At 39.9% G+C, this 11,824-nt stretch carries 14 protein-coding genes; 6 read left to right on the top strand and 8 right to left on the bottom strand.

What is annotated here, in order from left to right; genetic code table 11:
* The coding region (locus tag DUT68_RS18490) for a hypothetical protein (protein WP_214608404.1) at positions 1–264 on the top strand (264 nt) is incomplete at its 5' end.
* Positions 265–438: 174 nt separating this feature from the next.
* On the opposite strand, the gene fabG is transcribed toward DUT68_RS18490, so the two are convergent.
* The 3 genes from fabG to DUT68_RS08415 form a co-directional block, all read right to left on the bottom strand.
* Positions 439–1,182, bottom strand: a complete 744-nt coding sequence (gene fabG / locus DUT68_RS08425; protein ID WP_113637459.1) for a 3-oxoacyl-[acyl-carrier-protein] reductase — start codon at positions 1,180–1,182, stop codon at positions 439–441.
* Between the two features lie 93 nt (positions 1,183–1,275).
* Positions 1,276–2,349 carry an agmatine deiminase family protein gene (locus DUT68_RS08420; protein WP_113637457.1) on the bottom strand — a complete coding sequence of 358 codons (1,074 nt, stop codon included), beginning with the start codon at positions 2,347–2,349 and terminating at the stop codon, positions 1,276–1,278.
* Positions 2,350–2,449: 100 nt separating this feature from the next.
* Complete coding sequence (locus tag DUT68_RS08415) at positions 2,450–3,325, bottom strand: carbon-nitrogen hydrolase (RefSeq protein WP_113637456.1); 876 nt, start codon at positions 3,323–3,325, stop codon at positions 2,450–2,452.
* Between the two features lie 455 nt (positions 3,326–3,780).
* Between DUT68_RS08415 and DUT68_RS08410 the strand changes: the two genes are divergently transcribed.
* Positions 3,781–4,236, top strand: a complete 456-nt coding sequence (locus DUT68_RS08410; protein ID WP_157960807.1) for a hypothetical protein — start codon at positions 3,781–3,783, stop codon at positions 4,234–4,236.
* Between the two features lies 1 nt (position 4,237).
* Here the strand turns inward: DUT68_RS08410 and DUT68_RS08405 are convergent, their stop codons facing one another.
* On the bottom strand, positions 4,238–5,215 hold the full coding sequence (locus DUT68_RS08405; protein WP_113637453.1) for a GlxA family transcriptional regulator: 978 nt from the start codon (positions 5,213–5,215) through the stop codon (positions 4,238–4,240).
* A gap of 216 nt (positions 5,216–5,431) precedes the next feature.
* Between DUT68_RS08405 and DUT68_RS08400 the strand changes: the two genes are divergently transcribed.
* From DUT68_RS08400 to DUT68_RS08385, 4 genes are read left to right on the top strand one after another with little or no spacing between them, the layout of a single operon-like run.
* A complete protein-coding gene (locus DUT68_RS08400; protein WP_113637451.1) occupies positions 5,432–5,848 on the top strand; it encodes an SRPBCC family protein in 417 nt (138 codons plus the stop codon).
* A gap of 12 nt (positions 5,849–5,860) precedes the next feature.
* Positions 5,861–6,241, top strand: a complete 381-nt coding sequence (locus tag DUT68_RS08395; RefSeq protein ID WP_113637449.1) for a DoxX family protein — start codon at positions 5,861–5,863, stop codon at positions 6,239–6,241.
* Between the two features lie 27 nt (positions 6,242–6,268).
* A complete protein-coding gene (locus tag DUT68_RS08390) occupies positions 6,269–6,718 on the top strand; it encodes an SRPBCC family protein (protein ID WP_113637447.1) in 450 nt (149 codons plus the stop codon).
* 7 nt (positions 6,719–6,725) lie between these two features.
* A complete protein-coding gene (locus DUT68_RS08385) occupies positions 6,726–7,127 on the top strand; it encodes a VOC family protein (RefSeq protein WP_157960806.1) in 402 nt (133 codons plus the stop codon).
* On the opposite strand, the gene DUT68_RS08380 is transcribed toward DUT68_RS08385, so the two are convergent.
* From DUT68_RS08380 to DUT68_RS18485, 4 genes are all read right to left on the bottom strand, one after another.
* Positions 7,128–8,099: a YpdA family putative bacillithiol disulfide reductase gene (locus DUT68_RS08380; protein ID WP_113637444.1), complete on the bottom strand. Its 972-nt coding sequence runs from the start codon at positions 8,097–8,099 to the stop codon at positions 7,128–7,130. It abuts the gene before it with no gap.
* A 132-nt stretch (positions 8,100–8,231) separates the two neighbouring features.
* Entirely contained in the window at positions 8,232–9,647 is a 1,416-nt protein-coding gene (locus tag DUT68_RS08375) for an MBL fold metallo-hydrolase (RefSeq protein WP_113637443.1), read from the bottom strand.
* Between the two features lie 190 nt (positions 9,648–9,837).
* Entirely contained in the window at positions 9,838–10,854 is a 1,017-nt protein-coding gene (locus DUT68_RS08370) for an asparaginase (protein WP_113637441.1), read from the bottom strand.
* 704 nt (positions 10,855–11,558) lie between these two features.
* A partial coding sequence (locus DUT68_RS18485) for a hypothetical protein (RefSeq protein ID WP_214608403.1) occupies positions 11,559–11,824 on the bottom strand: 266 nt, incomplete at its 5' end.

The following is an 11,824-nucleotide window of genomic DNA, read 5'->3' as shown; positions in this document are numbered from 1 at the left end:
ATGGCAACGTGGATTAAAAATCCACCGATAGGACTTCGCGATTACAAATCACGAAGAGCAAAGTTGTGGGATTGCTTTTCCGAACTATCGGAACAGGCGGTACCTCGCAATGACGACCGAATTTATGCCTCTTCTCCCAGATTTACAATTGCGAACAGCAAAAATTTTCCTATGCGTTTCGTCATGCTGTCCCGAATGTTCGGGATCAGCATCAGCTCCATCAGTAGTTTGGGTTTGAGGTTTTGTAACAGAAGCCGCTGTTAAATAAGCCCGATTGAAATGAAAACAAATTCTTCCCGATTATCTTCGGGATAAAAGAATTTGTTGTAATGGAAAGCGGGGCTACAGGAGCTAAGCACTATTGGCTTTCTCTTTCAAAAAACAAAAAAGGTGCAAAGTCTAAACCTTACACCTTTTCCCTAATTACTTATAGCTCTCTTACAGCATACCACCACAAACTGAAAGTGTTTGTCCGGTAACGTAAGCACTCATATCCGAAGCTAAGAAAACGCAAACATTTGCAATGTCTTCAGTTTCGCCAGCACGTTTCAATGGAATATCTTTTTCCCAACCAGCCACTACTGCAGGATCCAATACATCGGTCATTTCAGTTTTGATAAACCCTGGAGCAACCACATTAGCACGGATATTACGTGAGCCTAACTCTTTAGCAACTGATTTGGTGAAACCGATAATTCCTGCTTTTGAAGCTGCATAGTTTGCTTGTCCGGCATTACCTTGCACACCAACTACCGAGCTCATGTTAATGAAAACACCTTTACGAGCTTTCATCATCACTTTTGACGCCGCTTTGGTTACGTTAAATATCGATTTAAGGTTCACGTTAATCACGTCGTCCCAGTTCTCTTCGCTCATACGCATTAACAAGCCGTCTTTAGTAATTCCAGCATTGTTCACTACAATATCTAAAGCTCCAAAATCGGCAACAATATCATTAATCAACTGCTCTGCCTCATCAAATTTAGAAGCATCAGAACGGTAACCTTTTACCTTAGTGCCAAATGCCTGTAGCTCTTGCTCAAGCGCTTGTCCTTTTTCTACCGAAGATAGATAAGTGAAAGCCACATTAGCACCCTGTTTTGCAAACTCCTCGGCAATTTTTCTGCCTATGCCTTTTGATGCACCTGTTACCAGTGCTGTTTTTCCTTCTAATAATTTCATTTAGAAATGTTGTAAAGTTGAAATATTTTAATGTTGTAAAGTTAACAAATTGTTCAATTGTTGTATAGCAAACTGAAAACCGTTAACTACCTACTAAACCGCTGGCTCCTGCTGACTTAAACAATGAAAACTGCCTAATCCCCAGATGATATCCACTGAATCTATGCCCACTACGGGCCTATCAGGAAATGCCTTTTGGATAATTTCCAGAGCAACCTTATCGTTCACATCCCTAAAGGTAGGGACAATTACCGCAGCATTTGCAATGTAAAAGTTGGCATAAGACGCAGGCAACCTTGTATCTTCATAAATTACTGGCGAAGGCATCGGTAACTCAATAATGTTGAGCTTTCTACCATCCAACAGCGTCATGTGCTTTAATCGCTCTAAATTTTCTTTTAACAGGATATAGTTTTCATCCAAGGGATTACTTTCTACAACGGTTAATACGGTATCTTCGTTCACAAAGCGAGTGATATCATCGATATGCCCATCGGTATCGTCACCAACAATACCATCTCCTACCCACAAAATTTGCTCGGCACCGTAAAATTCCTTCAAATAGGTTTCTATCTGCTCTTTGTTTAAATGCGGATTTCTGTTCTCGTTAAGCAAGCAGGCTTCGCTAGTTAAAATAGTGCCAGCACCGTTAAATTCTACCGAACCGCCTTCCATCACAATATCGGGAGTAAATAATGGCAAGTTAAAATGCTTAGCTATTTTAGTTGGCACTACGTCGTCCAAATCATACGGTGGATACTTATCACCCCAAGCGTTGTAGCCCCAATCTACCACCGCTTTTTCACTGCCTTTAACTACAAAGGCAGGTCCGTGGTCGCGGCACCAAGCATCATTAGTTTCATTGAAGTAAAACTCAATCTGGCTCAAATCGGCACCTACCTTTTCTAATTCGGCAATAGCAAACGCTTTCATTGCCTCATCTTTAACGTTGATGCACACTTTCTCACCAGTAGCCACTATTTTGATGAACTCACAGTAAGGTTGGTAAATAGTTTCAATTTTTCCCGGCCAAGAAGCCTCCTTATGCGGCCAACTTAACCAAGTGGCTTCATGTTTAACCCATTCTGCTGGGAATTGATATCCGTGCTTTTTTGGTGAATTATTAAACTCTGGTTGCTCAGAAGGTTTTATTACTTTGATTGACATTGTGTTTAAATAGATCCTTCGACGGGCTCAGGATGACAATTTTGAATGGAACTGATTATCTCTTTCGGACTTCCGGACTTACTGACTTCCCGACTAAAACCTAATCCCCATCAATATATCTCTTCGTAATTGGCTGGTAAGAATCAATTCTTCTATCTCTTAAAAATGGCCAGTGTTTGCGGATATAATCGCTCTGTTTCAAATCAATATCTACCACTTCAGTTTCCTCCTCCTCATGCGAAGCTAGGTACAACAACTTGCCTTGGGCATTGGTAGCAAAACTTCCGCCCCAAAATTTCATTCGTCCTTCCTGCTCAAAACCCACACGATTGACGCTAATTACCGGTAAACCATTGGCAACCGAGTGCGAACGCTGGATAGTTTGCCAAGCATTGTACTGATCTTTGTTGGTTTCCTCATCTTGCGTAGTGTCCCAACCAATTGCAGTTGGATAAAACATAATTTCAGCACCCATTAAAGCCGTAATACGCGATGCCTCAGGATACCACTGATCCCAGCAAATTAAAATTCCGATTTTAGCAAATTTGGTTTGAAAAACCTTGTAGCCCAAATCGCCGGGAGTAAAATAAAACTTCTCGTAGTAAGCAGGATCATCCGGAATATGCATCTTACGATACTTGCCCAAGTAGCTACCATCAGCATCCAAAACGGCCGTAGTGTTATGGTACAAGCCTTCAGCACGTTTTTCAAATAGCGATGCTACAATTACCACACCCAGTTCCTTTGCTACTACCTGCAAAGCATCCGTTGATGGTCCCGGAATAGCCTCTGCCAAGTCGAAATTATCGTAATCTTCAACGTCACAAAAATATAAAGACGTAAAAAGCTCTTGCAAACATACAATTTGAGCACCTTTTGCGGCAGCCTCACGTACTTTAACAATCGCTTTTTCTAAATTTTCCTGTTTATTAGCGGTACAACTCATCTGCACCAAACCTACTTTTACTTTGCTCATATCTTGAAAAATGATTGAATGAGTGAATAAATCAATGACTGAATGGTGCAACGCTGCTATCCAACAATCAAAATTCTATCATTCAAAATTTAGAGTGCAAAGTTAGGCAAAAAGGCCGATATTTTTTAGAAAAGCAAAGCCTGTGCGTAGCAGTCCCGAAAGCCGGGCTTTACGCTACAATCTTTTTGTTTAGCCAACCTGTCATTCCGAGGAACGAGGAATCTGTTTCTGAGATGCATAAACTAACAGGTCCTTCTCCCGAAACTTCGGGATCAGGATCACAAGAAAAACAAAAAGTATTTCCGCTGCAATCCCGTTTATTACACAACGGCTCTACTACAATACTCTTCTCAACTGAAGCGTAACGAAATGAAGAATTAAAAATCAACGAAGTTAGCTATTCTGGCTAAATGAAAATTTTTGTGGAAATCTACGTAGGCTTCCATCTTCATTACATGAAAAACTATACGTTACAGTTTCTAGCAAGTATTGCCCTGTCTGTTGCAGTGTTCTCAATAAATATTTTGTATTTTTCTTATTACCACTCAAGCTATAAAGCCGTTGATGTCGCTTACCTTAACGAGGAAGTAAATAAAGAGTTTAATATTAAAAAGACAGTTGTTTCTTTTAGAAAATATAAAGAATTGCACCTCACAAATCTCCATATTTCTGAAACTAATCTGGTCTGGTTTAAACTCCAAACACTTTCAAAATCCAAGGATACCATTAATGGATATTATATCAATTTTAAAAACAATACACTGTACCAATCATTTGTTGAAGCAATAGATTTGTGTGCTCAAAATAATTTGGATTATTTATTAGAGTACAATAGAATTTGGATATTCCATGTTCAAACAAAGCAAAGAATTGGGGAACCGCCTTTTTGCGCCACTAATTTGCAACGTTAAACTAAACCTCTGCCCCTGTTTTAGCAAATTTATTCCTATACTCAATTGGGGTAAGGCCGGTAATTTTTTTAAAGATATCCCTAAATGCTTTCGTATCGGTATAGCCAACTTCAAACATAATTTCCGAAACGTTTTTTCTCGATGCTTCAAAATGAAGTTTCGCCGCTTCTATGCGCACCCGCTGAATGTATTCGATAGGCGTGTTATTAGTAGCCTGTTTAAATCTGCGCTCAAAAGTTCTTCTACCTGTATTAATTAAAGCAGCTAAGGTTTCAATCGTAATTTTATCCTCGTAGTGTTTTTCAATGTAATCCTGCACCTTTTGAATATCCTTATCGGCGTGGTTGCGCTGCCCTCTAAATATGGCAAACTGCGATTGGCTATCCCTTCCAATATCCAAGGCAAAGTACTTGGCAATCATTACCGCTATTTCCCTATCAGCAAATTTCTCAATCAGGTACAAAATCAAGTTCCACAAACTGCTGGCGCCACCGCTACTGTAAATGTTATCATGTTCAGTAATAATTGCGCCATCCTCTACTTCTACGTTAGGGTATCTTTCCCTAAACTCGCTAATGTGCGCCCAATGTGTAGAACATTTTCGCCCATCTAACAAGCCCGTTTCGGCAAGTAAAAAAGCACCTATACACAAGCTGGCCAAACTAGCACCCTTTTGATGTAATTGCTTAAAGTGAGGAATTGCAGCTGCATTGGCAATAATCCCGTTGGTGGTGCTACCAAATGTTGGAGGTATAAAAAGTAAATCCGTTTCGGTTACGTCCTTTAGAAGCCTGTCCGTTTTAACAGTATACTCGCCATTATTTGCCGGCACATATTCATTTAAGCCAACATATTCCACATCGAAAATGGCCTGCCTACCAAACGCGGTTAAAAACTCATTGGCTGTATTAAAACTTCTAAATGGAGGCGTAATGGCCTCAATAACGCCATATTCAGGCACAAAAACCGAAATCTTCATTTTATTTGATTTTTATAAAGCTATAAAGAAACTTGTTAAACTCAAGCAATTAAGTTCAATTAACCGATGGAATTTCAGATAGCATACTCAAGATTGTGCACCCAAATTCGCCTGTCACAATCAGCCCTTAATTTGTCGCTTTTACAACCGCCACTTCATTTGCTACACCCGTAACTTTGGTTTATCAAAACAATTAGAAACTAAGAAACAAATCGTATGTCACAACAAAAAATTACTGTAGAAGCTAGCGCAAAAGCACCAGTTGCAAAAGTTTGGGAAGTATGGAATGACCCAAAGCACATCACTCAATGGAATTCGGCCGATCCAAGTTGGCATACCCCAAGCAGCGAAAACAATCTCACTGTCGGCGGAAAATTTAAGCACCGCATGGAAGCAAAAGACGGCAGCTTTGGTTTCGATTTTGAAGGAACCTATGATGTGGTGGAGCCGCTAAAGGAAATTACCTACACCATGGGCGATGATAGACAAGCAACCACTTTATTTGAAGAAAAAGATGGACAAACACACATCGCTACCACTTTTGATGCAGAAAGCATTAACGATATTGAAATGCAACGCAACGGTTGGCAAGCCATTTTGAACAATTTCGTCAATTATGTTGAAACTCATTAAAAGCATTTAAAGATGAAAAGGAATAAAATTATTTTTTGGATAGCTACGGTTATCCTGATCATTTGGGAAGGTATCATGCCATTAGCAACTTTAATTTTTTCGCCGCATTACGCCACGGCGGGCACCAGGCCACTAGGCTATCCTGATTATTTCGCCTATGCCTTAATTATTTGCAAGGTTTTAGGAGTAACTGCCATAGCTTATACAAAAACACCCGCTAAATTGAAAGAATGGGCCTATGCTGGTTTAACGTTCAACTTGATATTCGCTTTTATAAGCCATGCTTGCGTAGATAAAAATGTGGGTTTTATGTTACTTCCATTAATTATTCTTGGGATTCTGGCAGCATCTTACATCTACCAGCCAAAGCAAAACAGCAACACCTCATATTAAACAGGTTATTTATTAAAATTTAACATAATGGCAACTAATTCGGTTGAGTTACACAGGGTAATTAAAGCAAGTCCAGAAAAAGTATTTAAGGCGTTTGCAGATCCAATAGCAAATGCAGCTTGGCTACCGCCGTATGGTTTTGTATGCACCGTACAACAAATGGATTTTAAAGTTGGTGGAAAGTTTAAGATGACCTTTATCAACTTTGGTACGGGCAATGGGCATTCCTTTGGAGGCGAATATTTGGAGATCAAAACAAATGAACTGGTTAAATATACCGACAGATTTGATGACCCCAATTTACCGGGCGAAATTACAACTACGGTACGGCTGAGGAAAGTGATGTGCGGTACTGAACTCAAAGTAAAGCAAGAAGGCATTCCGGAAGCAATACCTGCGGAGATGTGCTATTTAGGCTGGCAGGAATCTCTTGAAAAACTGGTAAAATTAGTAGAGCCTGAAATTCCTGATGCATAGTTACCTGATGGAAAACCGTCCCCTTAAAGTAGTTAGTGCCATTTTCATTACCTTTTCGGGTAATTGTGAACAAGCGCTCAAATTTTACCAAACCTGCTTTGGGGGATCACTAAAATTTGACATACTAGATTACCAACTCCCGGGTTTCAGCAGAAAACCTGTAGTTAATGGCTACTTAAATGCTGAAAAAATAGCCATTTGCGGCTCGGATTTAGCACATGATGAAGGCTTAAAAATAGGGAACAACATGGCAGTTTACTTACAGTGCAGCCACATTGACGAGCGAAATGCATTGGTAAAAAAATTAGAACTTGGAAAAACCAATCGTTTTACGCCGCCCATTGAAGAACCAAGGCTGATTGAAATTACTGATGCGTTTGGTGTACGATGGGTGTTGGGATTGAGTTGACTATTGCTTAGCTACGATATCATTCATAATCAACTCGGCATGCACTCTTGAATTTTCGATGAACCACTTGTGGGTGTCCATACCGCCGCAAACCACACCTGCTAAATATAAGCCTGCAATGTTGGTTTCCATGGTTTCCGGGTTATAGCTAGGCGTTTGTTTTTCATCTAAAACAATACCTAATTGCTCCAAAAACTTGAAATTAGGCTGATAGCCCGTCATGGCCGCTACAAAATCATTCGCTATTTCTATATCGCCATTTGGTGTTGAAATAATTGCTGAATGTGGCTTAACCTCTTTCAAACAACAATTAAAATAAGCTTTGATAGCTCCTTCTTTAATGCGATTTTCAATATCTGGACGTACCCAATATTTCACATTCGGCCCCATTTCATCACCACGAATTACCATGGTTACTTGCGCTCCTTTACGGTAGGTTTCCAAGGCTACATCAACCGATGAATTATTTGCACCAACTACCAAAACCTTACTGAACGCGTAATAATGCGGATCTTTGTAGTAATGAATTACTTTTGGCAAATCTTCGCCGGGTATATGCATCAAATTTGGAATATCGTAAAAACCTGTAGCTACAATTACCTTTTCAGCGTTATAAGTAGCTTTAGAAGTAACTACCTGAAACGATGATGCATTTTTTTGGCAGCTCACTACTTCTTCAAACAAATGTACATTGAGCTGAAATTTTTCTGTTACGCGGCGGTAATATTCTAAAGCTTCGTTACGGTTAGGTTTAGGGTTGATACTCACAAAAGGGACATTGCCAATTTCCAAACGCTCAGAAGTGGAGAAAAAAGTCATGAAGACTGGGTAATTGTAAAGGCTGTTCACCAAGGTACCTTTGTCAATAATAACATAACTTTTGCCCGCTTTTTGAGCCGCTATGCCACAGGCCAAACCTATTGGACCAGCACCGATAATTAAAACATCGAACTGTTGTTTTGCTGTTGCCATGTTTTAGTTGCTTTAAAAAATAAACCCGATTGAAGTGGATCCCGATTTTTCATCGGGAGAAACATAAAGCGGGACTGCCACTACCGAAAAGACACTGACATTCGTTTCCAAATCATTTTGACGGCTTTTTTCTTAAGCTTTCGCCAACTTGCTAGGGCAAACGAAATCTGTACGTTTTAAGCCTGTGTTTTTGATTGCTCCATAACCTCCAGCCACGTCAATTACCTGATCAATGCCACGAGCTTTTAAGATAGATGCCGCAATCATGGAGCGGTAACCGCCAGCGCAATGCAAATAATAAGTTTGATTGGCATCCAGTTCCTGTGTCCATTCGTTGATATAATCCAGTGGCCTAGGAAGCGTAAACTCCAAGTGCTCAGCTTCATACTCGCCTGGTTTGCGCACATCCAAAGCAGCAATATTTGGATTTTGCTGATAGTTATTTTCAAATTCGGCAGCACTAATGGAAGTGATTTGATCCACTTGCTTACCTGCAGCCTGCCATGCATTGATGCCACCTTCTAAAAATCCGATGGTGTGATCATACCCTACCCTTGCTAAGCGTGTAATGGTTTCCTCAGCCTTACCTTCGTCGGTAACTAATAAAATATTTTGCTTTAAATCAGGGATTAACGCTCCTACCCAAGGTGCAAATTGACCATTTAATCCAATATTTATCGCGTTTGGAATAAAAGCATTTGCAAAAACTTGCGGATCACGGGTATCTAAAATCAAAGCATCAGATTCATTCGCTAAATCTTCAAAAGCTTGAGGTGCCAAAGGTTGTAAGCCTTTTTCAAAAACCTCGTCGATACTTTCGTAACCGCCTTTATTCATGGCTGCATTTTTAGCGAAATATTGAGGCGGTGGTAAAATACCATCCGTAACTTCTTTAATGAATTGCTCCTTGGTTTCAGCTTTTAGGGCGTAGTTAACCTGCTTTTGGCGACCCAAAGTATCGAAAGTTTCTTTGCTCATGTTTTTGCCACAAGCAGAACCTGCACCGTGACCAGGATAAACGATGACCTCATCAGCCAAAGGCTTAATCTTTTCGTTCAACGAATCGTAAAGCAAACCAGCTAAATCATTCATGGTAAGTGTACCTTTTTGTGCTAAATCTGGTCGGCCAACATCGCCAATAAACAAGGTATCGCCAGTAAAAACGCAATAGTCTTTTCCGTTTGCATCAGTTAACAAATAACAGGTTGACTCCAAAGTGTGGCCTGGGGTATGTAGCGTGGTGATGGTTAAATCGCCAATTTTAAATTGCTCGCCATCGGCAGCAATATGCGCTTGGAATGCTGTTGTTGCAGTGGGGCCATATACAATTTTTGCCCCTGTTTTTTCTGCTAAATCAACATGCCCCGAAACAAAATCGGCATGAAAATGAGTTTCGAAAATGTACTTGATTTTTGCACCATTTTTATCTGCTTTAGCGAGATATGGACCTACTTCGCGTAGTGGATCAATGATTGCCGCTTCGCCATTACTTTCAATGTAGTAGGCTGCCTCGGCCAAACATCCGGTATATATTTGTTCTATCTTCATTTTCTTACTCGATAAGTTGGAGATTGCCCTCCATGCAACAAAGTTAGCATTAAAGACCTGTTTACGGAATGATGACGGTCATAATTGCAGAAGTTTTACTTTATGACCTGTAAAAGAGCTTAGTGGGAAAGTACGAAGTTAACGAAACCACATAGGGCGAAAAAAAAAGAAAAACCAAAGGTCCAAAGGACTAGTTTGTGAGCTCCCCTGCTATTGGCGTTTCCATTTGCATTCTAATTTCTTCGGTGCTTAAGTTAGCTCCTAGCAAATACATAAATTTGGTTACTGCAGTTTCAAAAGTCATATCATAACCGCTAATTACGCCCATTTTTTTAAGTTCGCTGCTGGTTTCGTACATCCCCAATTGTACTGATCCTCTTTTGCATTGAGAGATATCAACAATGTGTTTGCCATTTTCTATGGCTTCGCCAAGGGCATCAGTAAACCATTTAGCGGTAGTAGCATTACCTGAGCCAAAAGTTTCCAACACAATTGCTTTTACTTTTGAGCGGGTAACGGCGTAAACCACTTCCTCGGTCATGCCGGGATAGATTTTTAACACCCCGATATTAGCGTCAAATTCAGTTTGGATGTAAAATGCTTCGGTAGGTACAGGTAATATTTCTTTGTGGAAGAAGGTGAGCTGCACCCCGGCTTCGGCCAAAATTGGATAATTTGGTGAACGGAAAGCTTCGAATTTTTCGGTATTGTATTTTAGGGAACGATTTCCTCGGAACAGTTGATTATCGAAATAGATACACACTTCGGGCACCACAGCCTTACCCTCACTTTTGGTAGCAGCAATTTCTAGGGCGGTAATTAGGTTCTCCTTGGCGTCAGTTCTTATTTCGCCAATTGGCAGCTGCGAACCTGTAAGTATGACCGGCTTAGCCAAATTTTTAAGCATGAAACTTAAGGCAGATGCAGTGAAGGACATGGTATCTGAGCCATGCAGGATAACAAATCCATCAAACTCTTCATAGTTGCTTTCAATTAATTCTGCCAGCACTTTCCATTGCTCAGGATGCATGTTAGAAGAATCGATAATTGGACTGAATGAATGCACCGAAAGTTGATAATCTAGACGTGCAAGTTCGGGCACATTATCTTTTATCTGTTCAAAATCAAAAGGAATCAAGAAACCAGTCTTAGCATCGTTAACCATGCCAATGGTGCCTCCGGTGTAGATAATAAGTATCTTGGTCATTAAAAAGTACAGCTGTAGGTTGTAACTGCAAATTAAGCAACATTTAGTCAGCTTTTTTAAAATATTACAAGTTTTATCAAACAGTTAACTATTTGCCTGATAGATTAAAAAAAGCATAAACGAAGGTTGTTTTGAGTTGAATTAACGTAATTTTAAAGTTTATAATTATTTTGCCTTTTTTGTTGCCTAAGGATAGAAACGCTTTATCAAAATGCTGCAAACTCTATAGTAAATTTAACCGCAAAGAAAAATAAGTGATCCGCTGAGCACGCTAAGATCCAGTTCAAGAAATAAACGCCCAGAAAGATTTTGCCGAACTTTGCGAAAATCTCCAAAACTTTGCGATAAAACATAACCGAAAAGAAAAATAAGTAATCCGCTAAGCACGCCAGGATCCAGTTCAAGAAATAAACGCCCAGAAAGACTTTGCCGAACTTTGCGAAAAACTCCAAAACTTTGCGATAAAACTTAAACGCAAAGAAAAATAAGAAATCCGCTGAGCACGCTAAGATCCAATTCAAGAAATAAACTCCCAGAAAGACTTTGCCGAACTTTGCGAAAAACTTCAAAAACTTTGCGTCAAAATTTAAACGCAAAGAAAAATAAGAGACCCGCTGAGCACGCTAAGATCCAGTTCAAGAAACAAACTCCCAGAAAGACTTTGCAGAACTTTGCGAAAAACTCCAAAAACTTTGCGTCAAAATTTAAACGCAAAGAAAAATAAGAGATCCGCTAAGTACGCTAAGATCCAGTTCAAGAAATAAACGCCCAGAAAGACTTTGCCGAACTTTGCGAAAAACTCCAAAACTTTGCGATAAAACATAACCGCAAAGAAAAATAAGCGATCCGCTGAGCACGGCAGGATCCAGTTCAAGAAATAAACGCCCAGAAAGACTTTGCCGAACTTTGCGATAAAACTCCAAAAACTTTGCGTCAAAATTTAAACGCAAAGAAAAATAAGAGATCCGCT

Source organism: Pedobacter zeaxanthinifaciens, from assembly GCF_003313335.1.
GTDB classification, from domain to species: domain Bacteria; phylum Bacteroidota; class Bacteroidia; order Sphingobacteriales; family Sphingobacteriaceae; genus Pedobacter; species Pedobacter zeaxanthinifaciens.
Note: the sequence above shows the minus strand (reverse complement) of the source record. Positions and strands in the feature narration are given on the sequence as shown.